Genomic DNA, 24,991 nt, shown 5'->3' on the forward strand with positions numbered 1-24,991 from the left:
TAATTCCCGGACGCTTTATGACCCGTCCTGTTATCAGATGGCAGCCAGGCCCTTTTCCCCCGTGCGTACCCGTACCGCCTCTTCTACAGGGCAGACAAAGATGCGCCCGTCTCCTATCCGCCCGGTACGGTTGACTTTGATGATTGCAGCCACGACCAGGGGTACGTCCTGGTCGTCCACCACCAGAGAAATCATCCTTTTGGGTACGTATTTCATCCCGCCCTCCTGTTTTTCCAGTTCGGGGTTGACGGCAAAGGTCACTTCACCCGTGATTCCCTTCTGCTTGCCCCGCCCGGCCACCTTGCAGGCGTTCAGACCCGGAAAACCCAGCACGGCCAGGGCTTCTTTAGTGGCGTTAATCTTATTGGGCCTGATAATGGCAATTACTTCCTTCATGGCCTATTCACCCCCATGCAAAATCCTCCGGATAGAGCCGGTGCCTGCGGTGTTTACCGGTGCCCCAATAAGAATCCGTTTCCCTGCCGCATATTACAGCCCCGCAGTACCGGTGCGTACGGTGTAGGCCTCATCCACCGGGGTGATGAAGATTTTCCCGTCACCGAAGTTTCCGGTATAAGCAGATCTGGTAATTATTTCTACCACCTCCGCCGCCCTGCCGTCCTCCACCACCAGCATGATCATCACCTTGGGCAGCTCGTCGTAGTATATGCTGCCCACATGAATGCCCTTTTGCTTGCCCCGCCCAACCACATCCATTTTGGTCAGGGCTACGTATCCGGCTTCAGCCAGGGCGTCCACCACTTCCTCACTTTTTTCGGGACGGATGATGGCCCTGATCATTTTCATACTATAACCTCCCCGGTGTAACAATTTTTTCCTCATTCCTTTGAGGCTTCAGTTACATATGCCGCCTTGACATTTTCACTCCGTTACTCCTGCAGGCCGTATTTGACCACCAGGCTCTCCATCTCGTCCATGGTCATGGGTTGCGGAATGACGAACATATCGTTATCAATAATTTTTCTGGCCAGCTCCCTGTACTCCCGGGCCTGGTTGCAATCCGGATCGAACTGAGTCACCGTCTGACGGTTAAATTCCGCTTTCTGGACAATATTGTCCCGCGGGATAAAGTGAATCATCTGGGTACCGATTCTGGAACAAAACTCTTCCATCAATTCCCTCTCCCCATCAACGTTACGGCTGTTGCAGATAATACCCCCAAGCCTGACGCCGCTCTGTTCGGCATACTTGACCATACCGCGGCAGATGTTATTGGCGGCATAAAGAGCCATCATTTCCCCCGAAGCCACAATGTAGATCTCCTGGGCCTTGCCTTCACGCACCGGCATGGCAAAACCACCGCAGACAACGTCACCCAGTACGTCGAAAAAGATGAAATCCAGGTCCGGCGTGTAAGCACCCAGCTCTTCCATCAAGCTGATGGCCGTGATCACACCCCTACCGGCACAACCAACACCCGGTTCCGGCCCCCCGGACTCGACACACTTGATCCCGCAGAACCCGGTCTTTACCACCCGGTCGATGGTCACCGCGTCCTCTCCGAATTCCCGCAGGGTATCCATCACCGTCTCCTGCGGCTTGCCGCCAAGAATCAGCCGCGTGCAGTCCGCCTTGGGATCGCAGCCATGGATCAAAACTTTTTTCCCATAGAAATGGGCAAGGGCGGCAGCGGTATTTTGCTGGGTGGTGGATTTGCCAATACCACCCTTTCCGTAAATGGCAATTTTTCTGGTCATGATCATCCCTCCATATTTTTATATTTAATGTAAAAAGGTGCCGTTTCCCCGGGGGAACACCGGCACCTTTGCCCGCAATAACTTCACTGTTCACTAAATTAAAGAGGCGCCACGGGATTAGAGGGAGGAGGGTAGATCCTTTAAACCCGGGGCGCCAATGCCAGTTTTTCAAACATCTTTGTTTTAACGCCAGGAAAGCCTCTCCTGTGAGGAGTATTTGCCTTTTCCAGGGAATCATCAGATGGCGCTTTCACCGGTTTCACCGGTACGAATGCGAATGGCGTTTTCCACCGGATAGGTAAAGATCTTGCCGTCGCCGATTTCACCGGTACGTGCGGCTTCGGTAACCAGCTTTACCACCTCATCCACAAATTTATCGGCAATGACAATCTCCACTTTGATTTTGGGCAGCAGGTTAATGCTGTATTCCGTACCCCGGTAGACCTCGGTGCGACCCTTTTGCAGGCCACAACCGATTACCTGCGATACGGTCATACCATGTATGCCAAATCTTCCTAAAGCATCTTTAACGTCTTCCAGCTTACCGGGGCGGATGATACATTCAATTTTGGTCATTGAGGTTCCCCCCTTTACTTCAAGTAGTCCATGTCCCGGGAAAAAGCAGTTTTAATTTATCCTTATACACCAGCTTCCCTGGTAGTGACCATGGTAGAAGGAGAAGCCGATAAGCTCTGAATACGGCTCACCGGTGCGCCCAGCACCATGTCTGAGTAGGCATCCTCACCATGCTGGGTAATATCCAGACCCTGTACTTCTTCATCTTCGCTGGCCCGCAACTTGAAGAACAATCCCACCACCTTGAGAATGACGAAAGTCATAACGGCGGCAAACAGCCAGCTGGCCAGTACGCTGATAAACTGGATCCACAACTGATGGGGGTTGCCAAAGAGCAGACCGTCAACACCGGCAGGGTTAACAGCTCTGGAAGCAAACAGGCCGGTGGCCAGCGCGCCCCATGTACCGCCGATACCGTGAACTCCAAAGGCATCCAGGGAATCGTCATAACCCAGTGTGGACTTTAGCACACTCACTGCCAGGTAGCAAACCACGCCGGCCACCAGGCCGATGATTACCGCAGGCATCGGCCCGACAAACCCCGAGGCGGGAGTGATGGCCACCAGACCGGCCACCAGGCCGCTGGCGCCGCCCAGAACGGTGGGTTTGCCGTGGTGGATCCATTCGGCAAAGACCCAGGAGAGGGCTGCCGCTGCAGCGGCCGTATTGGTCACCACAAAGGCGCTGGCCGCCAGGCCGTTGGCCGAAAGGGCGCTGCCTGCGTTAAAGCCGAACCATCCAAACCACAGCAGCGCCGCTCCCAGGACCGTAAGGGGCAGGTTATGGGGCACCATCGGCTCCGAGCCGTAACCCCTGCGCCGGCCCAGCACCAGGGCCGCGATCAGGCCGGATACGCCGGAAGAAATATGCACCACCGTGCCGCCAGCAAAGTCCAGGGCGCCCAGGTTGCGCAACCAGCCGTCAACGCCCCATACCCAGTGGGCCAGGGGATCGTAAACAAAGGTGGCCCAGAGCAGGGTGAAGGCTACAAAAGCCGGGAAACGCATCCGTTCGGCAAAGGCGCCGGTAATTAATGCCGGGGTGATTACCGCGAACATCATCTGGAAAGCCATAAATGCCAGGTGAGGAATGGTAGCCGAATAATCAGGGTTTGGCGCTTGACCCACGCCATTTAACCCCAGCCAGGCCAGGCTGCCGAACAGGTGCGCCTTATCCGGACCGAAAGCGATGCTGTAACCCCAGAGCACCCATTGTACTGAAATCAGGGCCATGATAAACAGGCTCTGCATGATCGTGCTGAGGGTATTCTTGCGCCTGACCATACCACCGTAGAACAGGGCCACCCCGGGCAGGGTCATAATCATCACCAGTGCTGCAGAGATAAGAACGAATGCGGTATCTCCCGTATCAACTTGAGCTTCACCGGCCCAGGCCAGACCGGGTGCGGCCAGCAATACCAGGGGTAAAAGGTAAAGGCCATTCATGATTCGCCTGTACACTTACACCAACCTCCTATCCAAACCAACCCTGGTTTCTGCACCTCCAGCCGTTGCAGCCTCCGGACCCCGCTGTAACGGCCGAAGATAGCCTGTATCTTATCGCCCGGGGTGAACGGCGCCAATTCACCGGACGGACGTTTCCTGCAAAACGTAAAAAGGGTACTTTAATGGAGCAACATTGCTCCCTTTAAAGCACCCTTGCTTTGAGCTCACGCTGGTAAGATAAAAAGGCGCCCTTCAGAAGACAAACCTCCTGAAAAAGCGCCTTTGCCTGATCTCCACCATTGGATAACCCGTTTGTATGGGATAAACCGCTCCTAACGGAACCTTCTGTTAGAAAGTGCCCCTGCCTCCTTAGATACTCCCCTGTACCTGCCTCTGTTCCAAATTATAAGTCAGGGAGAATTTGTTGTCAATACCTTTTTTAAAGTTTAAAGAAAACGGCTGGAAGGCACTCTCTTATCCAGGCTTTCTCATAACACAGGATCAGCCAGTATATGCCGGAGCTTGTTACATACTAAAGCAAAGGACCTGTTCGCCCTTCTCATTTATGCTCGCCACCGGTCGCAAAACCCTTTAAAGAAACCGGAAAGAATGTCACTTTTGTACAGCCGCCCTGCTTACCACTTCCGGAGCACAGGTGGTGTCGGGTGCAAACTCATCCACCCCCACTTCACCCAGGGAACCGGCCACCAAACCGGCATAAGCGGGAATACCGTGTTCGTTAATATCCAGCCCCTCCAACTCCTCGCTGGCCGGTACCCGGATGCCCACGGTCTTTTTCAGGAGATAAAACACCAGCCCGGTAGCCGTAAAGGCCCACAGGGAAACTGCCAGCACTCCCAGAGCCTGCACGCCTAAAAGATGCAATCCTCCACCGTAAAAAAGGCCGCCTTTTTCCGCAAACAGGCCCACCGCCAGCGCACCCCAGGTACCGTTCACACCGTGTACGGCAATGGCCCCCACCGGATCGTCCGCCCGCACCCGGTCAAAAAAACCCACCGCCAGTACAACCAGCACACCGGCCATACCGCCGATAATCACCGCGCTTGCCGGCGTCACGTAAGCCGTCCCAGCGGTAATGGCGGCCAAACCGGCCAGGGCACCGTTCATGGCCATACTGGGATCGGCCTTGCCGTATTTCCACATGGTAAATAACATGCCCGTCGTCCCGCCTGCTGCTGCGGCCAGGTTGGTGGTGACAGCAATACGGGCAATGTTCAAATCCAGACCGGACAGGGAACTGCCCGGGTTAAAACCAAACCAGCCAAACCAGAGGATAAAGGTGCCCAGAAAGGCCAGGTGCATGTTATGGGCCGGCAACACATTCACCGTCCCGTCGGGGTTATATTTCCCTTCGCGGGGCCCCAGGAGCAAAACCGCCGCCAGGGCGCTCCAGCCACCCACGGCATGCACCACGGCCGACCCGGCAAAATCCAGCATACCCAGCTCGCTCAACCAGCCGCCGCCCCACACCCAGTGCCCGGCCACCGGGTAAATCAACCCCGCAGCCAGGGCGGTAAAAATCAGGTAAGGACCAAACTTCATCCGTTCGGCCACCGCCCCCGAAACAATGGAGGCCATGGCTACGGCAAAGGCCGCCTGGAACAGCCAGTAGGCATACAGGGGTATACGTAACTGCAGGTGTTCAAATCCCCCACTCAACAAAAATCCGCTGCCACCGAAAAGGCCGCCTTTATCCAGGCCGTACATGACGGCAAAGCCCAGAACCCAGTAACTGAGCATACCGATGGTGCAGTCGGTGAAAACCTTCATCACAATGTTCATGGAGTTTTTCGCCCGGATGAAGCCGGCCTCCAAAAAAGCAAATCCCGCCTCCATGAAAAAAACCAGCGCAGCGCACAAAAGTACCCAAACCGTATCCAGGCCTGTAGCCAGGATGGAAAGATTGACCTCCATAAAAACCCTCCCCCGGAACGGGCACCCTCGCTCAGGCCCGTTCCCTTTTAAAACAAAAGTGCCCCGGGGGATGACCCATCCCCACAGAGCACCATCGCTCATAAAATGTCCTTCTGCGGACATATGCAATTTTTGTTTGACCCAGATAAACGCATCAACAAACAGGAGTGGAAAGCCCTGCTGTTTTTGACGAGGGGGCTTATAATGCTTCTTCCCCCTCCTCGCCGGTCCTTATGCGCAGGGCATTTTCCAAGGGGTAGATAAAAATCTTGCCGTCTCCTATTTCGCCCGTCCGGGCGGCATCAGAAATAATCCGGACCACCTCATCCACCCACCGGTCGGGAACGGCAATTTCTATTTTTACCTTGGGCAGCAGGTTAATGCTATACTCATGGCCCCGGTAAATGCTCACCCGCCCCCGCTGCAGCCCGCAACCCAGCACCTGGCTGACCGTCATACCGTGAATACCAAAACGCCCCAGGGCTTCCTTGACCGCTTCCAGTTTGGCCGGTCGAATGATGGCTTCAATTTTTTTCACCAGCACAATCCCCCTCGATTGGCGCTGCATCACGGAAAAAAGAAAGCCCCAAGACGTGAAAATATCCTGTCCTGGGACTTCATTGGCCCGGTTGATACAGCATTGTACCATAATTCCGTCATTTATTTTAAACCAAAAGCGGATTTATGACAAGGGGATCTTCAGGCAATTATTCAGCCGGGTAACGTTACATTCCACCTGCGCTATGGCCGATGGCAGCAGTTCCAGAATATCTCCCGCCAGCAAGCCCCGCATGCCTTTTTCCCGGGCGGCCATGTCCCCGGCCAGGCCGTGCAGGTATGCCCCCGCCGCTGCCGCCCGGGGGGCACTCATGCCCTGGGCCAGGAGGCCGGCAATCACGCCGGTGAGGACATCACCGCTGCCTCCAGTGGCCATACCGGGATTACCGGTGGGATTGATGTAAGTACTACCGTCGGGGCAGGCGACCAGTGTAGCAGCCCCTTTCAGCAGGGCCACCACGCCCCAGGCCGCCGCCGCTTCCTCCGCCACCGCCAGGCGCCGGGAGCTGACCTCTTCCAGGGGACGTCCCAGCAGGCGGGCCATCTCTCCTTCGTGGGGCGTAACCACCGCGGGCACGGAAATACGGCTCAACAACTGTACATCGCCAGCCAGGGCGTTCAGGCCATCGGCATCGATGACGCAGGGCACCCGTATCGCCGGCAATAACTCCCGCACCAGGGCCACCGTTTCCAGGTGCCGGGAGAGACCCGGGCCAATGGCCAGCACATCGGCCCTTTCCAGCAGGTCCAGAATTTCGCTCCGGGCGCTGCGGGCCACCGTTCCCTCCCGTGTTCCGGGCAGCCCAACCGTCATTATTTCCGTCAGCTTTACCGCCACCACATCCTGCAGCTCTGCGGGCACGGCCAGGGTCACCAGCCCCGCCCCGGCCCGGGCGGCACCCAGGGCCGCCAGGCAGGCCGCGCCGGTCATACCCCGGGAACCGGCCACCACCAGCACCCGGCCGCAGGACCCTTTATGAGCCCAGGCGGGCCGGGGAGGCAGCCATTCCCGGACCATTTTTTCCGTGATCAGGTAACGGCCGGGGGTGCCCCCTTCCAGTAAAAAAGAAGGGATGGAAATATCGGCCACATGCAGTTCCCCAACGTGGCTACGCCCGGGCTCCTGCACCAGGCCCAGCTTGGGCAGGGCAAAGGTTACGGTATGGGTGGCCCGCACACAGGGGCCATGCACCTGCCCGGTGTCGGCCTCCACCCCGGAGGGTATATCCACGGCCACCACCGGCCTGCCGCTGGCATTGATGGCCTCAATCACTCCTGCCGCCGGCTCCCGGGCCGCGCCTTTAAATCCGGTACCAAAGATGGCATCTACCACGGCGTGGGCACCTACCAGGAAAAGGCGCACCGCATTCAAGTCCTCGCCCCTGACCACGGGATACACCGGCTGGCCCATCTTCTTCCAGATAGCTAAATTAACTGCCGCATCTCCGCTAATTTCCTCCGGCTTAGCTAAGAGCAAAACCTTGACCTCCGCCCCGGCGTTAAACAGGTGACGGGCCACCACCAGTCCGTCTCCCCCGTTATTTCCCTTACCGGCAAACACGGCCACCCGTTTGCCCGCCACTTCACCCAGCACCTGCTGGACGACCCGTACTACCGCCAGGCCGGCATTTTCCATCAACACCAGCCCTGGTATGCCGTAATCTTCCATGGCAGTGCGGTCCAGCTCGCGCATCTGTCCTCCGGTAACCACCCGCATGGGAAACACCTCGCTCAATCAGTTAATCACCAAGGGCCACAGCAAAGGCTACGGCGTACGAACCATCGTGGGAGAGGGTGATAAGAAACTTTTTAATCCCCCGCTCCCGGGCAAGCAGGGCGGCCCGGCCGTACAACTCCACCCGGGGGACACCTTGCCTGCCGGGAATTACTTCCACGTCCTGCCAGCTACAGCCCGCAGTCAAGCCGGTGCCCAGGGCCTTTAACACCGCTTCCTTGGCGGCAAAACGGGCTGCATAACAGGGATAGGGATCCCGGCGGGCCGCACAGTACCGGCGCTCCCGGCCGGTAAAAACCCTGGTTATAAAGCGTTCCCCAAATTTCACTACCGCCTGCCTGATCCTGCCCACGGAAACCAGGTCGGAACCAATGCCGCAGATACTGCCTCGCGTATCGCGCTCCATTTTTCTCTCCCGTCTGGTTAGAGTTCCCTGAAGTTTTGCCCGGGAAATACCGGTCTTTGCTTCTAAGATAATTCTCCCTTAAGTTGTGAAACCCTGCCATCAAACCCCTTCGCCGTTGTTTCTGAAGGTTCCCCGGAGCTTAAAGTTCACCCATTCGGGGAAAGGAATCCCCGCCCGGGCAAAGAACTCGCTTTCTGCTGCCCGCTGGTCATCTTTTTCTTTAAGAAATTCCCGCACCGCCCGCCGGGTAAGGGCGTAAAGCTCCTCATCCACCAGGCCCTGCTCCATCAGCAAAACGCGCAAGGCGAGATTCTCCTCTTCCATAACCTTTACCCGGCTGAAAAGCTCAATGAACATTAAACGAATAATGTCCTCATCCAGGGGGCGCTGCACGTCGCCCAGCAAATTCCAGATCTTTTGATCGCTTAACATATCCCAGACAGCCTGCATCAAAATCACCATCCATGCCAGGTTTCTACTCAAGAACAACTTCCTGCCAGTAGTCCTTCAGCATAGTTTTCACAAAAGGACACTTGTTTATACGCCCCACGACCTGCAGGCAGTTGAACAAAAAAACGGCACGACCAAGTTAGCCATGCCGTTTCCTTTGATTGCAGATTCACAGCTCGTTCAGAAACCCAAGATCTTGCGCAGCTTTTTCGCCTGGGCCCGGCTCACCGGCACCTCGCTGTTTTCCTTGTCGTCAACCACCAGGTTGTAAGTGCCGTTGAAGAAGGGCACAATTTCCTTTACCTTGTGGAGGTTTACTATATAGCAGCGGTGGGTGCGGAAAAACATGTTCGGGTTTAAGCGGGCCTCCAGTTCTTTTAAGGTGAAACGGGTAAAAAACTTATCGGCGTAAGTTTTAATATAAATATAATCCTGCTCCGTAAAGGCGTACACAATATCCGACTCGGCGACCAGCACCGTCTTGCCCTGCTTTTCCGCGGGGATGCGGTCGATTTTAAACTGACCCGCCCCATTACCCCCCCGGACGGCAGGCGTAACCAGACCCTCTTCCAGCGCTGCCGCAGTGTCAGCTGGAGCAACTTCCTGGTATTTTTTCAGCACTTTGTCCACGGCCTTTTTTAACCGGGCCTGATCTACCGGCTTCAAAAGGTAGTCCACCGCATTGACCTCAAAGGCCCGCACCGCATATTCATCGTAAGCGGTCACGAAAATTACCTGCGGTTGCCTGGGCAGTTCCTGGATAACGGCCCCCAGCTCAAGGCCGCTCATCCCGGGCATGGAAATGTCTAAAAAAAGAACCTGGTAGTCCAGAGCCTTGATCAGAGTCATGGCCTCCTGGGCATTGGTGGCCTCTCCTACAATTTCAATATTATCAAAACTGCTCAAGGCGTAACGCAATTCCTGCCGGGCCGGATATTCATCATCTACTATGAGCGCCTTTAACTTCACCCAAGTTCCCCTCCCCTTGCCCCAGTTTGCACAATAAAGGTACCCGCACATAAACCGATGTTCCGGCATTGGGTGCACTGATAATGCGCAGGCCATAATCTTTGCCAAAAAGGCTCTTTAACCGCTCATGCACATTACTGAGGCCTACACCGTTGCCCGAACCGACCCCGGGCCGGAGCACTTCGGGCAACCTTTCCTGGGGTATACCCACCCCGTCATCTCTAATCACAATCAGCATATCCTCATCCAACCGCTGGGCCGTAATTTGCACCGTACCCTGTCCCGGCTTGGGGAGAATCCCGTGTTTAATGGCATTTTCCACTAAAGGCTGGATGGTCAGTACCGGTACCTGGTAGTCCAGCAGTTCCCGGTCAATATTCCTGACTACCCGCAACTTTTCACGAAAACGGGCCTTTTCCAGAATGAGGTAAGTATTCAGGTATTCAATTTCTTCCCTCAAGGTATTGAAGTGGCCGTGGCGCTTTAAGGCGTGGCGGAAAAAGGAGGCCAGGCGGATAAGCAGGCGCCGTGCCGTTTCCGGGTTTGTACGGCTGAACATAATGATCGTGTTGAGGGTATTGAATAGAAAATGCGGGTTTATCTGGGCATGAAGGGCATCCAGCTCCGCCTTGGTCACCAGCTGGGCCTGCCGGTCCAGTTCCGCCAGTTCCATCTGCATACCCAGCAACTGGGCCAGACCTTCGGCCAGCTTAACCAGGTTCTGGGGGATTTCCCCCGGCTGCGTCCGGTAAAGCTTAATGGTTCCCACAATTTCCTCTTTACACTTAAGAGGGGAAATTACCGCCGATTCCAAAGGACAGTGAGGCACGGGACACTGTAGATCCCGGCCGCTACGGACCACCTTTAGCTCGCCCGTGGCCAGCACCTCCCGGGTGGCGTCGGTCATGATGGCCCCCCCGGGCTGGTGGTGGTCGGACCCGGCACCGATGTAAGCCAGGACTTTCTCCCGGTCAGTGATGGCCACAGCCGCCACGTCGCTGATTTTTTGAATGATCTCCGCTGTTTTTGCCGCCGTCTCTTCGTTTAACCCCCGGCGCAAATAGGGCAGTGTTTCGCTGGCAATCTGGAGGGTGGAATCCAGGGGATGCTGTTCGCTCTTTAGGTTAATTATCTTTTGCTGCTGGATATAGTCACTGACCCAAAAGGCAGCCACGGCATTGACACAGACCATGGCCAGCACCAGCTTCCACGCCAGGGGATCCCATAAAAGCACAAAACCGGTGGCTAAAAAATTGATCGGCAACCAGCGGGCAATTACCCCCACGGCCAGTTTCTTCTGCACGACCCTCCCCTCCTTATAACTCTTTTTTAAAAATTCATAACATTCTACACAAAAATTTTATTAATTGCTTAACTCTATTATATTAATTCAACGTCAAAATGTCTATTCCTTCATACGTAAAAAAAAACCGGCCTGCGAGCCGGAAAAAAGACAGGCACTGCAAATGCCCGCCTTTATTACAAAAAAATAATGGACCCGCCGGACGGCGGGCGGAGGTAATGCCTGTGATTCGAACCGCCCCCGCAGGCGGAAGCGCTGGCACAACCGCCGCCCGGCAGGCACAAATTGCCTCTAGTTTTCCTGTGATTCGTACTGCTCCTTGATTTTAGCCACTACTGCAGGATCAGCCAGGGTGGTGGTGTCACCCAGCACCCGCCCCTCGGCAATGTCCCGCAGCAGGCGCCGCATGATCTTACCACTGCGGGTCTTGGGCAGTTCAGCGGTGAAGAAAATATCCTCCGGGCGGGCCAGGGCGCCGATCTTCCTGACCACGTGGGCTTTCAATTCTTCAATCAGTTGAGGCGTACCCTGGATTCCTTCCTTCAGGGTAACGAAGGCACTTACGGCCTGGCCTTTTACCTCGTGGGCCTTACCGATAACGGCAGCCTCGGCCACTGCCGGGTGATCCACCAGGGCGCTCTCAATTTCCATGGTCCCCAGGCGGTGACCGCTGACGTTAATTACGTCGTCCACCCGGCCCATGATCCAGAAGTAACCGTCCTCATCCCACCTGGCCCCGTCACCGGTAAAGTACATATTCTCAAACCGGCTCCAGTACTGAGCCACGTAACGGTCGGGATCGCCGTAAATGGTGCGTAGCATGGCCGGCCAGGGAGACTTGAGGACCAGGTAGCCGCCACTGCCCAGGGGTACATCCTTGCCTGTATTATCCACCACGGCGGCCTCCACACCGGGGAAGGGTATGGTAGCGGAACCTGGCTTTAAGGTGGTAACACCGGGCAGCGGTGAAATCAGAATCATGCCGGTTTCCGTCTGCCACCAGGTGTCCACAATGGGGCAGCGCTCGTTGCCGATGTACTTGTAGTACCACATCCACGCCTCGGGGTTAATGGGCTCGCCCACCGTGCCCAAAAGGCGCAGGCTGGAGAGGTCGCGCCTGGCGGGCCACTCGGTACCCCACTTCATGAACGCCCGGATGGCCGTGGGGGCGGTGTACAGGATGTTGACGCGATACTTTTCCACAATAGCCCAGAAGCGGTCCCTTTCCGGCCAGTCCGGGCTGCCCTCGTACATTACCGTGGTACAGCCGTTGGCCAGGGGCCCGTACACGATATAGGAGTGGCCGGTCACCCAGCCGATGTCGGCAGTGCACCAGTAAATGTCATCGTCCTTAATATCAAAGATCATCCGGTGGGTGGCGGAAACCCCAACCAGGTAGCCGCCGGTGGTGTGCACCACACCCTTGGGCTTGCCGGTGGTGCCGCTGGTATAAAGGATGTACAACATATCCTCGGCATCCATGTGCTCCGGCTCGCAGCCGATGGGTGCCCTGGCCATCATTTCATGCCACCAGAAATCACGCCCCTGGACAATATTAACGTCCTGGCAGGTGCGTTTAACCACGAGCACCTTTTCCACACTGGGGCATTCGGCCAGCGCATCGTCACAGTTCTTCTTTAAGGGTACAATGCCGCCCCGGCGCCAGCCGCCGTCGGCGGTAATGACCAGCTTGGCCTGGCAGTCGTTAATGCGGTCACGCAAAGACTCGGAGCTGAAACCGCCAAACACAACGCTGTGGGGAGCACCTATGCGGGCGCAGGCCAGCATGGCAATGGGCAGTTCGGGAATCATCGGCAGGTAAATGGTCACCCGGTCCCCCCGCCGGACCCCCAACTCCTTGAGCACATTGGCGCATTTGGTTACTTCCCGGTACAGATCCTGGTAGGTGAGCACCCGGTCGTCCCCGGGTTCCCCTTCCCAGACGATGGCCGCCTTGGTTCGTCGCCAGGTTTTCAGGTGGCGGTCGATGCAGTTATAGGAAACGTTTAATTTCCCGTTTACAAACCACTTGAAGAAGGGAGCGTTGCTGGTATCCAGCACTTTGTCCCACTTCTGGAACCAGTCTATGTTTTCGGCCTGCCTGGCCCAGAAAGCCTCGCGATCTTTCTTTGCCTCTTCATAAAGGGAGGTATCTTTCACCAACGCCTCCTCGACAAAATATGCCGGCGGCGGAAATGCCCGCTCTTCCTTTAACAACGCCTCAAGGACCTTATCTTCATTGGCCATAAAAACAGGACCTCCTTTTTCTTTTTTATGAAAATGCCAGTTCTCCCCACCTGAACTGAAATCTTCGCATCACCCCCGTCTTGAGCCAGCGCCAATGTGGCCTTCACTCTACCTAAGAATTTTACACCACGGCAGGGCGAATTTTAAGAATTTTATGTCCAATTGCCCAAATTATAGCCCCAGCGTGTTTTTAAACAATGTAAATGGTAAAATGCGAACCCCGGGTGCAGCGTTCACCGTTGGCGGGCAAAAATAAACACTCTGCCCCGGAACTCCAGGGCAGAGTGGAAAAATGTTTTTAGCGTGCCAGTTTCCCAATCAAATGAACAAACATTCACCGTGCTCTTCCATCCGTTCGGCGGCCCATGTTGACAGCAAAAAGCGAGTCTGCCGGCAATGCCCGCCTGGATGGATGGATGAATGGACGGTGGCGTTAAATCCCCCCAAAAGCCATCTTATTCAAACGGCAGCCGGCAAGCATACATTTTCAGGCCATATCCTCCAGGATTTCACCGATAAGCCAGAACAGGTCAATGGTCCGCACTACGCCACATAAGTTATCCCCGGCCATTACCGGTACAGAGTTGACCTTCTTCTTCAACATTAACAGTGCAGCCTCCCACAAAGCTGCATCCTCATTAATGCAGGCTGTTTCAACAGGGCGCATAACTTCTTTCACTGTGATAAATTGCTTGTTCCAACGTGGGGGCAGGAAAAAAAGACCCACCGGATCACCTTTCAACAAATCCTCCAGGAGGGCCTGGAGCTGCAGGGCCCTTAACAACCCCCGCAGGGTAAGGATACCAACGGCGCGTTCCCGGCTATTGTAAACCAGTGCCGATTGAAAGCCAATCCACGTGCCATCTTTACGGCAGAAGTAATCCCGGAATAATCTAAAGGCCGAAACTACGTCCGCATCTTCGCGCAGTGCCGGGAATTCTTCGGCCGGAACCATAATTTCCCGCACCTTCAGCCGCAGGGGCATGGGACCTGCACACCTCCCCCAGGGTTACCCGGTCTTGGCCGCATTGATCTTTTCAATATATTCTTGGGTGACGAAAATAAATTCGGTCAGCAGGCGCGCGATTTCGTCACAATCATATGTTAATATGCGCTCCTTGTTCAAGGGAAAGCATATTTTGAAGCGATACTTACCAGATTCTTCAACACGGGCAGATTCCCGTTCCAGGCGAAACCCCAGGCGACGTTCCATTTCGGCCTGGTAGTGGAGAAGCGGCAAAAAAAGGCTGTGCTTGTGACCATCCAATACCAGTTCACCCTTAATGATCTTCTGCCCGGAATAAGGCCCTTTCCGGGGCTGCGTACGGCACAGGCGGTAGAAAATATCCTGCCGGTTGGGCAGCACCAGGCACAGGGCTGAACCTTTTGCCTGCCCCCAGTGCGCTGCAGACAGGCATTTAATCACTATTCCCCGTTTCATAAGGTACTTTTCTACCCGCCGGCAGATATCTTCCAGAAGAACCCTCCAATCTTTAATTATGTTAAAATACGTTCCTGAGGCCGGAATATTTTCCTCATGTTTATCATTATCCCGCATCTGCAGCCACTTTTCAAACATTTCTAAAACCCCTAACTGGCCCTTCTCCAGACCCGATTGCTGAAGAAATTCACGCTTGAACCTGCTAAAAGACAGGATAAATTCGCGATCAGTCAAATTTTCCCCCTCCTTATCCTTCCGGTAACACAGGAAGGGGAGCCCTACCCTCCCCTCCGGCTTCATATTGCCTCTGGCAAGCCTTTTCCACCCTACAGCGGCATATTGAGCGCCAGCAGCAGGCAAGCTGATAGAGCGGCTGCAAGTATAATAACCAGCGGTAAACCGCCTTCTTTTTCTGCGTGGTTTTCGGCCCGGTACAATTCGATCCGGGTGAACGCCTGCTCCAGGTATTCCAGCAGTGAAGGATCGTGGTCCGGAGACGGCCTGCCCCGGCGGGCCGCTAACGCTTCTTTACCGGAGCAACCCTCTTGCAAGAAGTATACCCTGCCCTCCTGCATGGTCAATCCTCTCCTTAGCCAGGGGTAATATATCGTGAAAAAGAAAAAACGATTGAGAATACAACCACAAGCAGGGCGCTTTTGTTCAGACTCCCGGGAATAATTAAGTTTTATTAAGACCCACCGCTACAACTGTATCCTGGGCCTCGAGTTCTCTCTTTCTCTTCCACATGTTGCCCAGGACAATCACGCCACCTGTGGCCAGGGCAAAACACATGATGATAAAACTCGTATTATTTAGCAGCTTTATAGTACCCTGGTCGAGTTGCAAAATACCCAGCTGATGCAGGTAGGTTGGAATGGCTATCCCCCTGCTGATGGAGACAATTAGCATTATAGTAGCCATAACCAGCTTAATCATGTATTCCTTGACGTAGGTGGTGCCCACAGCACCCAACTGCACACCTATTAAGGAACCGGCCAGCATGAGCAGAACCATCCTTATATCAACAAAACCACTTAAAGCCCAAGTTACCGTACCGGTCAACCCCATCAAGAAGGCGACCACCAGCTCCGTGGCACTGGCCATAATGGGCGGCACGCCCAGTACATAGATCATACCCGGAACACCAATGAAACCTCCCACCGCAATCGTTGCAGCCAGCATGCCGGTGGCAAGCCCCAGCGGAACGATAATCCAGAAAGAAACCCTTGTATTGGCTACATTAAAATTGATCATCGGGGGGATGGAAAGTCTTTTAATCCTTTCCGCCAATCTGGAAGTGGTATCTTCACTTTTTGCCCGAATTGCCTTTCTGGCATCAAAAAGCATATACAGGCCAACGATGGTCAAAATCGTTACAAATGCTACACTTACGTAAAGGTTTGAACCGGCCGCACCCCATTTCGCAAAAATAAACTTTTGAACATAGATCCCTACCTGAACGCCTATTACAGCCGATATGGCCATAAACAGTCCCAGCTTTAAATCCAACTGGCCGTATTTATAACGCTTGTACGCTCCCACCATTGACTTGGGAAACTTGTGGCACATATTGCTGGCTACCGCGATGGCTGCCGGTGCACCCAGGCTCATCATGCCGGGAGTCAGAACGAATGCCCCCCCGGAGCCAATAAAACCGCTGATCAGCCCGCCGAGAAAGCCCAGGATGATCAGGTAAAATGCCCCCAGCGCGTCGAGGTGGATAAACTGCTTAACCACGTCGCCCGGGCCCAGCGCTTCCCCGGCTGCTTCACCCAGGGAGGGGATGGAAAGCAAAAACAATGTGCCGAGGGCAACCAGGCTCCAGCGCATTATTTTTTTACGGCGCTCCATTTCAATGCACTCCTTTCTTCAGGGGCCGGATACCCAGAGTTTCCAGGAGATAACTGGCAAACGCACCGTGAATGAAAGAGAAAGCCATGGCTGTAAGGACAACGGCTATCGCAAAAACACCTCCTTGAGCAAAATAGTGAGTAACGAATTCCTGGTTTAAAAATAATGCCAGATATGCCACCAGGGAGATTATTCCCCATAATATTGCCTGCCTGACAGGCCTGATCTGGTTACTTTTTTTCATTATTATCTCCCCCTGCCGGGATTTGCTGTTTTGTAATAATTTTCCTGAATTTCTCACCCAGGATCCTTCTTCGTGCACATTCCATTCTTATCTTATCCCTGTCCCTGCGATAGTTCTGCCCCTCAAAATGGGATTGTAATGCCTCACCTCCCCACTCTCTTAACCGGCTTTTAATTTTTTTGTGATCAAAGGTGCAAATGCTGTGCCGTTGTTCACAAAAAAAAGGCCGTATTTTAAGGCCTCCTGGATACACCAAATTTTTGCTTATTGTTGAAATAGTGGTCAACTGATTATTTTTTCAACACGGTCATCATAACCAAACTGTTTTAACCTGTTAACTCCCGGCTCAGGCCGCCTGACCTTTCAATTCATTCCGGCTTGTAATGTTGAATTTTTCAGCAGTCCCATAGAAAATGTGTAATTGAGTTTTTTCACAATGACCTGAACCCCCCCAAAAAAATTTCAGCTATTCTCCTCTTCCAACTCCAGGTAGTAATCGCTCAATACCTTGAAGACATCAACGGTGCGCACGACGCCCAGCAAGCGCCCACGGTCTAAAACGGGCAAAGAATTAACGTTATGCCTTAAAAAAGCACGAACAATGTCCAGAAGTTCATCATCAGCCTGTACTGTGGCCACCGGAACAGGTCGCATGATGTCCCGTACGCGCATGCGAGACCCTTCCCTTAATTTTCTTAAAAAGTACCAGCTCCAGGACTCGGATTTAAACAGGGGATCCCTGAGTAACTCATATAGGCCGACTGCTGTTAAAATACCGCGGAGGGTCAAAATACCCTCCAGGTTTCCATTCTCGTCCAGTACGATCAGGATACGATGACCGTGCCAGGGCCTGCCTTCACGGTGGAAAGATTGCCTCAAAGCCTGGATGCCTTCATGAAGGGTGGCATCTGCGGTGATGGTGGTAAACTGTTCAATGGGAATCATAATTTCCCGCGCCTTCAGCGAGAGCATGGCATACCCCTCCATAACAATTTGCGCACAGAAAACAGGCCTAGTCGATAATGCCCAGTTCCTTCATTTTAAGATAAAGGGAACTCCGGTTCATTTTCAGCGCCTGGGCGGCTGCAGAACGGTTCCAGTTGTGTTCTTCCAGAGCCTGCAGGATGATCTCCCGCTCCACTTCGGCGATCATTTCTTTAAAGGAATCCCCGCTCAAACCTTTTAACCAGTGCAGGCGGCGGGAACTTTTGCGGATGTTGCGGGGCAGATCCTCCACCGTTAGCAGGGGGCCGGTAGACATCAATACGGCCCGCTCACAAACATTTTTCAGTTCCCGCACGTTGCCCGGCCAGTCATATTCCAGCAGCAGTTTCATGGCCTGGTCAGTAAACCCGGTTACCTGCTTTTTGTACTCGGCGTTGTAGAGTTTAATCATATGTTCGACCAGCACGGGAATGTCATCCTTGCGCTCCCTCAAAGGCGGCAGGTAGATATCCACCACGTTCAAGCGATAAAACAGGTCCTCCCGGAACGTGCCCTCGGCAATACACTTTTCCAGATCCTTATTGGTGGCGGCAATAATCCGCACGTCTACCTTAATGGTTTCGGTGCCTCCCAGGCGTTCAAATTCCCGCTCCTGGATGACGCGGAGCAGCTTGGCCTGGAGGCTTAAGGACATTTCCCCGATTTCATCTAAAAAAATCGTTCCGCGCTGGGCCAGTTCAAATTTGCCGGGTTTTGATGTTACAGCCCCGGTGAAAGCTCCCTTTTCATAACCGAACAGCTCACTCTCCAGGAGGTTGTCGGGTATGGAGGCACAGTTGATTTTAATGAACGGCTTATCCCGCCGGACACTGTTGTAATGTATCGCCCTGGCCACCAGCTCTTTACCCGTACCGCTTTCGCCTCGTATGAGCACCGTGGCATTGGAATTGGCCACCCGCCCGATAGCCTTATAGACCTTTTGCATCCCCGGGGATAACCCAATCATGATCTCACCGGGACCGGTCATTTCCTTATCGGGCGGGGGCGAGGTTTTTTGCATCAACCGCTTTATTTCTGTGGCTTTTTTAACCGTCTCGATAAGGTCGTTAATCTGGAGGGGCTTTAAAAGGTAGTCGAAAGCGCCCAGTTTCATGGCTTCGATGGTACTTTGAGTAGAACCGTAAGCCGTGATCAATATAATGGGCGTGTTCTGCCCCTTTAAGCGCACCAGCTCCAGCACCTTGATTCCGTCTACTTCGGGCATGCGGATATCCAGTAATACGGCCGCCGGATCAAGCGCGGTTATTTTTTCCAACCCTTCCCGGCCGTCCCGTGCCGTCTCCACACGATAACCGTGGTCCGTAAGAATGTCTTTAAGGCTTTGCCGTACACTCTCTTCATCGTCGACAATTAAAATCAAGTCTTCCATCACTCTCACCTCGAAGCAAACACTTTCCTTCCCTGCTATGCCCTGAGATAGACGGTGAACCTGGTTCCCTTGCCCACTTCGCTCTCCACTTCTATCTGCCCGCCATGGGCCTGCACGATCTCATAGGCAATGGCCAGCCCCAGACCTGTCCCCTTCGGCCTGGTGGAATAAAAAGGGTCAAAAAGGTGGGCCAGGTTCTCTTTGGGTATGCCGCACCCGGTATCGGCAATAGTCATGGCCACCTGCTGCCGGTCGGGCAGGTAAGCGGTGGTAATGGATATGGTACCACCTTCGGGCATAGCCTGGATGGCGTTAAAGATTATATTGACCACTACCCTTTCCATTTGCTCAGCGTCCATCCAGACCGGCGGCAGGTCGGTACTCAGGTCGAGCAGCAGGTTATATTTGCCGTGGTGCATCTCCTGGAAGAATTCAGTCAATTCGCGAATCAAAACATTTAGATCGCGCTGTACCAGCCGGGCCTCTGCGGGTTTAGTAAAGTATAACAACTGTTCCACAATATAATCCAGGCGGGCAATCTCACGCTGAATTGTTGCCAGCGCCTGAGCATTCGGCCTGTTATTCTGTAACCAGTGCTGGATATAGCAACTAATGGAAGTCAACGGGTTGCGGATCTCGTGGGCGACACCGGTAACTAACTTCCCTAAGGCGGCAAGACGTTCCTGACGCCGCACTTTTTCCTCCAGGCGCATGCGTTCGGTCAGGTCCCGGCAATTGATCACGGCACCCAGAAGCTGACCGGAAGCAGTTTTTAAAGGCAAAATGCTTAACAGCAATTGACGGGAATTTTTTTGGCCGTTGCCCCAGTTTAGCATCAGATCGCGAAACGCTTTTTCTTCTTTTAATGTCCGTTGCAGGCAATCTATCAGGGGTGAGGTTTTTGAAAAAAGCTCGTTGAACACATGGCCTTTATACCCTTCGGGCAGGGCGAAAAGTTCCCGTGCCAGGTTATTGGCCAGCACCACCTCACCCCCGGCATTGACTACCACGATGGCTTCATCAATTACGGCCAGCATGGTCTCGGTGTACAGGTTCAACTCGGCAATGCGACGGGCAAAACCGTTAATCCCTTCCACGATCTCGCCAAGCTCACCCTGAGCCGGAGGCATGGTTTGGGAGAGGTCTTCTTCCAGAGTCTTTAATCCCTGCTTGATGAACCGCACCTGCAACACCAGGTCACGGAATATATATATGGCCCCTCCAAAACCCGTCAGCACCACAATAGCAATAGTTGAATAGGCAATCATTTCGATATGACGCCTTTTACCGTAAAAACCAACTTCCGAGAGGTATTCAGCGGATCGAATTACACCTTCTACCTTCCCGTTGCGCGTAAACGGCCGGTAAATTTCCACAATTCCGCCCTCTTCCGGACCCAGATTTTGTACCAGGCTGGTCCTTCGGGTCATGGTTTCTTCAAAAGCCTTTTTACGGCGCAGGGAAAAGTTGACATCAAAACGGCCTGTGCCGTCAAAGAATACGTCCAGCGGCGCATAATACAATCCCAAATGCACGTTGGGATACTCGCGCTTGACATCGTTAATTTTGCTATCAACAAAGCTTCCCAGGGTAACAGTCTTTTCCTGGGGCGTCTTATTAGTAAGACCATGTTCAGTCAGGTAGTCATCCAGACTGACAGTCAGGTTTTGATCAAGCAGGTAAGCGGCTTGATTGAGCTCCGCCTTCTGGTGTTCCAGAAGGGAAAGCTCGCTGTTTTTGATAATATGAATCATATAGACGGTAAGGAGAACAGGTAATATCAGCAACAGGGTTACCAGAAATAATATCCGGTTGCCGAAAAAAAATTTACGCAATGATATCACCTCTTAATAACGGCAGATACTTTTTATTCTTATTGCTTTTTTATTTTAATTGTAATACCAGATAAAACGGTTTTGGAAGTGCAAAACTTCCCAGTAATTACGTAAATATAAAATAAAGCGTTGTAAAAAAAAGACCGGCAACACCTGTAATGTTGCCGGTTAAGGCGATGGTGCTATGGACCAGCCAGTTTTCTGAGTTAATTTACATGTCCCGGTAGTCAAAAACCCTTTTGCTTTTCTTCTCGCTTCTGGGTAAGGTGCCCGGCGCAACCACTTCCACGTCGGCAGTAATGCCAATCCTGGATTTCATGTTACGCTTGAAATCCCCGGCGACTCTCTGGGGGTCTTTTCCCTCTTCCCCTTCTATTTTGATCAGCATGTGATCCTTGCCTTCGATCCTGGTCAAGATTATTTGATACTCACTGCCGGCCCCTTCCGTCACCTTGAGGACATGGTCAACCTGGCCCGGGTAGATATTCACCCCCTTAATCTTGATCATGTCGTCGGTCCGGCCGAGAATCCGGTCGATCATGGGATACTCGCTTCCACAAGGACACCTGTGGGGCAGTAAACGGGTGATGTCATGGGTGCGGTACCTGAGCAGGGGCATACCTTCCTTGGTCAAGGTGGTGATGACCAGTTCTCCCTCCTCCCCGGGGGGAAGCTGCCTACCCGACACGGGGTCAATGATTTCGAAAAGGAGGTGGTCGGACCAGTAATGGAGACCGCTGTGGCAGGGACAATCAATGGCAATTCCCGGGCCGTAGATCTCGGTGAGTCCATAGATGTCAAAGGTTTCAATATTGAAGATTTCTTCAATGCGGCGGCGCATTTTATCGCCCCAGCGTTCCGAACCGAAGATGCCCAGGCGGAGCTTGATTTGATCCAGGATTCCTCTTTTATAAGCCTCTTCAGCCAGCAGGAGGCCGTAAGAGGAGGTGCCAATCAAAACAGAGGTCTTCAGGTCGATCATCATTTCCATTTGCTTTTCCGTATTCCCGGGACCGGTGGGTATGGCCATGGCACCCAGCCGTTCAACGCCGGCCTGAAAACCGATACCCGCCGTCCACAGACCGTAGCCGGGAGTAATCTGCACCCTGTCCCGGTTGTTTACCCCTGTCATGGCCAGGGAGCGGGCCATCATTTCGGCCCAGATATCCACGTCTTTTTTGGTGTAAGGCACAATAATCGGCTTGCCTGTAGTGCCGGAGGAGGAATGTATGCGGACCACCTGTTTCTCAGGGACGGCCATCAGTCCCAGGGGATAGGCGTCGCGCAGTTCGTGCTTGTCGGTGAAAGGTACCCGCGCAAGATCGGCAACAGTTTTGATGGATCCGGGGTCCACCCCTGCTTCGTCCAGCTTTTTGCGATAGAAAGGGGAGTTCTGGTACACCCGCTGGATCATTTCCCGGAGCATTGATCCCTGCAACACATACAAGCTCTCGAAATCGAATTGACCCCTGGCAAGATCTGCAGCTTCTAAAGCCATTCAACACACCCCCATGGCCCGGCGGCCCATTTCAAAAGCCTTCCGGTTAGTCTCTCTAAACTGTGACGGCACAGTCTTCAGTACCGCTTCCAGCAACCCCTCCGGGCTGAAGGGAAGGCCGGGGAGAGTCGAGAGCGCCCCCAGCATCACCACATTGGCGGTTTTACTATTTCCCGCCTCCCTGGCCACCTCCGAAGCCCTGAGAAAGCACACTCCCGGGAGTTCCTTCTCCAGGTACTCCCGGATATCCTGAACCCGGTACCGGGACAAACCCGCTGATACCGACGTTGGTACAATGACGTCTTCATTAACAATGGCCTTACCACCGGCCTTGAGCTTGGCCAGAGCCCTGGCCGCCTCCGCCAGTTCAAAACCCAGCAAGACATCGGCCCTGCCGTCCGGGATCAGGGCGCCTGCGAGATTTTCCCCTACCCGGACATGGCTTACCACGCAGCCTTCCCGCTGGGCCATCCCAATGGTTTCGGAAGTCCTGACCTGCCACCCGGCGTCCATGGCAGCCCTGGCAACGATGCGGGAGGCCAGGACTGTTCCCTGCCCACCCACTCCGGTAATAACCATGTCAAACTTCATGCCGGCTCACCTCTTCGATGGCACCAGCCGGGCAAACCTGGGCGCAAACGCCGCATCCGGTGCACTTTTCGGAGATGACCACCTTTTCCTCCCTGCATAAAGCCGGGCAGCCAAGGTTTTCCACGCACAACATGCACTCGATGCAGGCGCCGGTATTTACCCGGTAGCGCACCCCGGGCTTGGCCAGGGCTACACATTCCCGCCTGGCGATAACCACGGAAGGGCCTTCATACTCCACGGCTTCCCTGGCGGCCTGCATAACCTCCTGGAGGTTGTAAGCGTCAACCTCGCGGATGTAATCCACGCCGCACCCCCTGACCAGCCCGGCAATGTCTATTCTCCGGGCCGGGTCGCCGGTGGCATTCCTTCCAATTCCCGGGTGGGGCTGGTGACCTGTCATGGCGGTGGTACCGTTGTCCAGGATCACCAGGGTGATGCCGGCACGGTTGTAAACAGCGTTAATCAAGCCCGCCACCCCCGTGTGGAAAAAGGTGGAGTCTCCCAAAAAGGCCACGTGCTTGCGCCCCTGTTCCACGCGGGAAAGGCCGGAAGCGATGGTGACGCTCGCACCCATGCAAAGGCAGGTATCGAGGGCGTTGAGGGGTGGAATAACCCCCAGGGTATAGCACCCAATATCTCCGGTAAAAACCGGGTCGTAATCCTTTAAGGCCTCCTTAAAACCATAGAAAACCGCCCGGTGGGGACATCCCGCGCAAAGGACGGGGGTCCTCAAAGGCAAATCAGGAGCGCGGCGCACCGTATTACCTGCAGCAGCCTGCTCCATCCCCACAAAACCGAAATACTTATAGAGGATGGCAGTTACCCTGTCAACATCCAGCTCCCCTTCCCGGGGCACCAGCCCGTTGTGTTTGCCCGCCACACCGACCGGCAGGTTGTGCCGCCAGGCCAGGTGGATCACCTGGTCTTCCACCACGGGTTCCTGTTCTTCAACCACCAGCACCCGTTCCACCCGGGACAGGAATTCTAAAACCAGATCTTCAGGGAGGGGGTAGGGAGTCCCTATTTTAAGGAGGGATGCCTCCCAGCCCTGCATTTCCAGGGCTTCCACCACGTAGTTGTAGCTCACGCCGGAAGTAATAATCCCGGTTTTGCCTTTAATTTCGGCCCTGTTAAAAGGCATGCTGCTGAACAGCCGGCTTATCTCCTTTTGCTTCTGGTTGAGCCAGATATGCTTTTTGTAGGCAAGGCCGGGAAGGATTACCCATCCCGGGTTCTTGTCAAACCTGCATTCATTCCTGGTTGCCGGCAGAGGGCCGAGGGTGACATCCTGGCAGACGTGGCAGGTCCTGGTGGTGGGCCGGAGGATCACAGGCAGGCCCAGTTGTTCGGATAGATCAAAGGCCGCCACCGTCATATCCTTGGCTTCCTGGGGAGTGGACGGATCAAGGACGGGCAGTTTGGCGAACTGGGCAAATTTCCTGGTATCCTGCTCGTTCTGGGAGCTGTGGGGCCCCGGGTCATCCGCCACTACCAGGACCAGGCCGCCTTTGACACCGATATAGGCCAGCGTCATCAGGGGGTCCGCCGCCACATTGAGGCCAACCTGTTTCATGGTTACCAGAGCCCGGGCCCCGGCATAGGCCGCCCCGGCCGCCACTTCCAGGGCCACCTTTTCGTTGACGGACCACTCGGCGTAATAACCGTATTCTTTGGCGAAATGAGCCAGCGTCCCAAAAACCTCCGAGGAAGGGGTGCCGGGGTAACCCGTAACCACCTGCACCCCCGCTTCCACCGCTCCCCTGGCAATAGCCTCATTACCCATCAGGAGCATTTTTTCAGCGACTGCCATGAACA

24 protein-coding genes are annotated in these 24,991 nt (G+C 54.3%); all 24 read right to left on the minus strand.

Annotated elements, in window-relative coordinates; translation table 11 throughout:
- Positions 1 to 33 precede the first annotated feature (33 nt).
- Complete coding sequence (locus tag J2Z49_RS09070) at positions 34 to 396, minus strand: P-II family nitrogen regulator (RefSeq protein ID WP_307402315.1); 363 nt, start codon at positions 394 to 396, stop codon at positions 34 to 36.
- A 93-nt stretch (positions 397 to 489) separates the two neighbouring features.
- On the minus strand, positions 490 to 807 hold the full coding sequence (locus J2Z49_RS09075; protein WP_307402317.1) for a P-II family nitrogen regulator: 318 nt from the start codon (positions 805 to 807) through the stop codon (positions 490 to 492).
- Between the two features lie 83 nt (positions 808 to 890).
- Positions 891 to 1,718, minus strand: a complete 828-nt coding sequence (gene nifH, locus J2Z49_RS09080; protein WP_307402319.1) for a nitrogenase iron protein — start codon at positions 1,716 to 1,718, stop codon at positions 891 to 893.
- 237 nt (positions 1,719 to 1,955) lie between these two features.
- The gene (locus tag J2Z49_RS09085; RefSeq protein ID WP_013824337.1) at positions 1,956 to 2,294 is read right to left on the minus strand and encodes a P-II family nitrogen regulator; all 339 of its coding nucleotides are present in this window, start codon (positions 2,292 to 2,294) and stop codon (positions 1,956 to 1,958) included.
- A gap of 62 nt (positions 2,295 to 2,356) precedes the next feature.
- Positions 2,357 to 3,739, minus strand: coding sequence for an ammonium transporter (locus J2Z49_RS09090; protein ID WP_307402379.1), 1,383 nt, complete (start codon positions 3,737 to 3,739; stop codon positions 2,357 to 2,359).
- A gap of 612 nt (positions 3,740 to 4,351) precedes the next feature.
- Positions 4,352 to 5,674 (minus strand): ammonium transporter, encoded by a 1,323-nt coding sequence (locus tag J2Z49_RS09095; protein ID WP_307402321.1) that lies wholly within the window; start codon positions 5,672 to 5,674, stop codon positions 4,352 to 4,354.
- A gap of 199 nt (positions 5,675 to 5,873) precedes the next feature.
- The gene (locus J2Z49_RS09100; protein WP_072869616.1) at positions 5,874 to 6,212 is read right to left on the minus strand and encodes a P-II family nitrogen regulator; all 339 of its coding nucleotides are present in this window, start codon (positions 6,210 to 6,212) and stop codon (positions 5,874 to 5,876) included.
- Positions 6,213 to 6,356: 144 nt separating this feature from the next.
- Complete coding sequence (locus J2Z49_RS09105) at positions 6,357 to 7,949, minus strand: NAD(P)H-hydrate dehydratase (RefSeq protein WP_307402381.1); 1,593 nt, start codon at positions 7,947 to 7,949, stop codon at positions 6,357 to 6,359.
- A gap of 22 nt (positions 7,950 to 7,971) precedes the next feature.
- A complete protein-coding gene (gene acpS / locus J2Z49_RS09110) occupies positions 7,972 to 8,373 on the minus strand; it encodes a holo-ACP synthase (RefSeq protein WP_307402323.1) in 402 nt (133 codons plus the stop codon).
- Positions 8,374 to 8,472: 99 nt separating this feature from the next.
- The gene (locus J2Z49_RS09115) at positions 8,473 to 8,856 is read right to left on the minus strand and encodes a hypothetical protein (RefSeq protein WP_307402324.1); all 384 of its coding nucleotides are present in this window, start codon (positions 8,854 to 8,856) and stop codon (positions 8,473 to 8,475) included.
- 147 nt (positions 8,857 to 9,003) lie between these two features.
- Positions 9,004 to 9,792: a LytR/AlgR family response regulator transcription factor gene (locus tag J2Z49_RS09120; protein ID WP_307402325.1), complete on the minus strand. Its 789-nt coding sequence runs from the start codon at positions 9,790 to 9,792 to the stop codon at positions 9,004 to 9,006.
- Positions 9,764 to 11,095 (minus strand): histidine kinase, encoded by a 1,332-nt coding sequence (locus tag J2Z49_RS09125; protein ID WP_307402326.1) that lies wholly within the window; start codon positions 11,093 to 11,095, stop codon positions 9,764 to 9,766. The genes J2Z49_RS09120 and J2Z49_RS09125 overlap by 29 nt, the downstream gene beginning before the upstream one ends.
- 291 nt (positions 11,096 to 11,386) lie before the next feature.
- Positions 11,387 to 13,342: an acetate--CoA ligase gene (gene acs, locus J2Z49_RS09130; protein ID WP_307402327.1), complete on the minus strand. Its 1,956-nt coding sequence runs from the start codon at positions 13,340 to 13,342 to the stop codon at positions 11,387 to 11,389.
- 487 nt (positions 13,343 to 13,829) lie between these two features.
- On the minus strand, positions 13,830 to 14,327 hold the full coding sequence (locus J2Z49_RS09135) for a CBS domain-containing protein (protein WP_307402328.1): 498 nt from the start codon (positions 14,325 to 14,327) through the stop codon (positions 13,830 to 13,832).
- A gap of 24 nt (positions 14,328 to 14,351) precedes the next feature.
- Positions 14,352 to 15,017, minus strand: a complete 666-nt coding sequence (locus tag J2Z49_RS09140) for a hypothetical protein (protein ID WP_307402329.1) — start codon at positions 15,015 to 15,017, stop codon at positions 14,352 to 14,354.
- A 92-nt stretch (positions 15,018 to 15,109) separates the two neighbouring features.
- Positions 15,110 to 15,358: a hypothetical protein gene (locus tag J2Z49_RS09145; protein ID WP_307402330.1), complete on the minus strand. Its 249-nt coding sequence runs from the start codon at positions 15,356 to 15,358 to the stop codon at positions 15,110 to 15,112.
- Between the two features lie 103 nt (positions 15,359 to 15,461).
- Positions 15,462 to 16,634 carry a sulfite exporter TauE/SafE family protein gene (locus J2Z49_RS09150; protein WP_307402332.1) on the minus strand — a complete coding sequence of 391 codons (1,173 nt, stop codon included), beginning with the start codon at positions 16,632 to 16,634 and terminating at the stop codon, positions 15,462 to 15,464.
- 1 nt (position 16,635) lies between these two features.
- The gene (locus J2Z49_RS09155) at positions 16,636 to 16,878 is read right to left on the minus strand and encodes a hypothetical protein (RefSeq protein ID WP_307402333.1); all 243 of its coding nucleotides are present in this window, start codon (positions 16,876 to 16,878) and stop codon (positions 16,636 to 16,638) included.
- 462 nt (positions 16,879 to 17,340) lie between these two features.
- A complete protein-coding gene (locus J2Z49_RS09160) occupies positions 17,341 to 17,850 on the minus strand; it encodes a CBS domain-containing protein (RefSeq protein ID WP_307402334.1) in 510 nt (169 codons plus the stop codon).
- A 40-nt stretch (positions 17,851 to 17,890) separates the two neighbouring features.
- The gene (locus J2Z49_RS09165; RefSeq protein ID WP_307402336.1) at positions 17,891 to 19,252 is read right to left on the minus strand and encodes a sigma-54-dependent transcriptional regulator; all 1,362 of its coding nucleotides are present in this window, start codon (positions 19,250 to 19,252) and stop codon (positions 17,891 to 17,893) included.
- A gap of 35 nt (positions 19,253 to 19,287) precedes the next feature.
- The gene (locus J2Z49_RS09170; protein WP_307402337.1) at positions 19,288 to 21,087 is read right to left on the minus strand and encodes an ATP-binding protein; all 1,800 of its coding nucleotides are present in this window, start codon (positions 21,085 to 21,087) and stop codon (positions 19,288 to 19,290) included.
- A 211-nt stretch (positions 21,088 to 21,298) separates the two neighbouring features.
- Entirely contained in the window at positions 21,299 to 22,513 is a 1,215-nt protein-coding gene (locus J2Z49_RS09175) for a phenylacetate--CoA ligase family protein (protein WP_407650074.1), read from the minus strand.
- A gap of 72 nt (positions 22,514 to 22,585) precedes the next feature.
- Positions 22,586 to 23,176: an indolepyruvate oxidoreductase subunit beta gene (locus J2Z49_RS09180; RefSeq protein ID WP_307402339.1), complete on the minus strand. Its 591-nt coding sequence runs from the start codon at positions 23,174 to 23,176 to the stop codon at positions 22,586 to 22,588.
- The gene (gene iorA, locus J2Z49_RS09185; protein WP_307402340.1) at positions 23,166 to 24,986 is read right to left on the minus strand and encodes an indolepyruvate ferredoxin oxidoreductase subunit alpha; all 1,821 of its coding nucleotides are present in this window, start codon (positions 24,984 to 24,986) and stop codon (positions 23,166 to 23,168) included. Before iorA ends, J2Z49_RS09180 begins: the two co-directional genes overlap by 11 nt.
- Positions 24,987 to 24,991 lie beyond the last annotated feature (5 nt).

The sequence above is a fragment of the Desulfofundulus luciae genome (assembly GCF_030813795.1).
In the GTDB taxonomy this organism is placed as follows: Bacteria; Bacillota; Desulfotomaculia; order Desulfotomaculales; family Desulfovirgulaceae; genus Desulfofundulus; species Desulfofundulus luciae.

Coding starts and splice junctions, on each gene's coding strand:
- acs (WP_307402327.1), bottom strand. CDS start 13,342: ATGGCCAATGAAGATAAGGTCCTTGAGGCGTTGTTAAAGGAAGAGCGG.
- J2Z49_RS09085 (WP_013824337.1), bottom strand. CDS start 2,294: ATGACCAAAATTGAATGTATCATCCGCCCCGGTAAGCTGGAAGACGTT.
- J2Z49_RS09160 (WP_307402334.1), bottom strand. CDS start 17,850: ATGCTCTCGCTGAAGGCGCGGGAAATTATGATTCCCATTGAACAGTTT.
- J2Z49_RS09070 (WP_307402315.1), bottom strand. CDS start 396: ATGAAGGAAGTAATTGCCATTATCAGGCCCAATAAGATTAACGCCACT.
- J2Z49_RS09180 (WP_307402339.1), bottom strand. CDS start 23,176: ATGAAGTTTGACATGGTTATTACCGGAGTGGGTGGGCAGGGAACAGTC.
- J2Z49_RS09150 (WP_307402332.1), bottom strand. CDS start 16,634: ATGGAGCGCCGTAAAAAAATAATGCGCTGGAGCCTGGTTGCCCTCGGC.
- nifH (WP_307402319.1), bottom strand. CDS start 1,718: ATGACCAGAAAAATTGCCATTTACGGAAAGGGTGGTATTGGCAAATCC.
- iorA (WP_307402340.1), bottom strand. CDS start 24,986: ATGGCAGTCGCTGAAAAAATGCTCCTGATGGGTAATGAGGCTATTGCC.
- J2Z49_RS09145 (WP_307402330.1), bottom strand. CDS start 15,358: ATGCAGGAGGGCAGGGTATACTTCTTGCAAGAGGGTTGCTCCGGTAAA.
- J2Z49_RS09090 (WP_307402379.1), bottom strand. CDS start 3,739: ATGAATGGCCTTTACCTTTTACCCCTGGTATTGCTGGCCGCACCCGGT.
- J2Z49_RS09105 (WP_307402381.1), bottom strand. CDS start 7,949: ATGCGGGTGGTTACCGGAGGACAGATGCGCGAGCTGGACCGCACTGCC.
- J2Z49_RS09075 (WP_307402317.1), bottom strand. CDS start 807: ATGAAAATGATCAGGGCCATCATCCGTCCCGAAAAAAGTGAGGAAGTG.
- J2Z49_RS09155 (WP_307402333.1), bottom strand. CDS start 16,878: ATGAAAAAAAGTAACCAGATCAGGCCTGTCAGGCAGGCAATATTATGG.
- J2Z49_RS09165 (WP_307402336.1), bottom strand. CDS start 19,252: ATGGAAGACTTGATTTTAATTGTCGACGATGAAGAGAGTGTACGGCAA.
- J2Z49_RS09135 (WP_307402328.1), bottom strand. CDS start 14,327: ATGCCCCTGCGGCTGAAGGTGCGGGAAATTATGGTTCCGGCCGAAGAA.
- J2Z49_RS09175 (WP_407650074.1), bottom strand. CDS start 22,513: ATGCTCCGGGAAATGATCCAGCGGGTGTACCAGAACTCCCCTTTCTAT.
- J2Z49_RS09095 (WP_307402321.1), bottom strand. CDS start 5,674: ATGGAGGTCAATCTTTCCATCCTGGCTACAGGCCTGGATACGGTTTGG.
- acpS (WP_307402323.1), bottom strand. CDS start 8,373: ATGGAGCGCGATACGCGAGGCAGTATCTGCGGCATTGGTTCCGACCTG.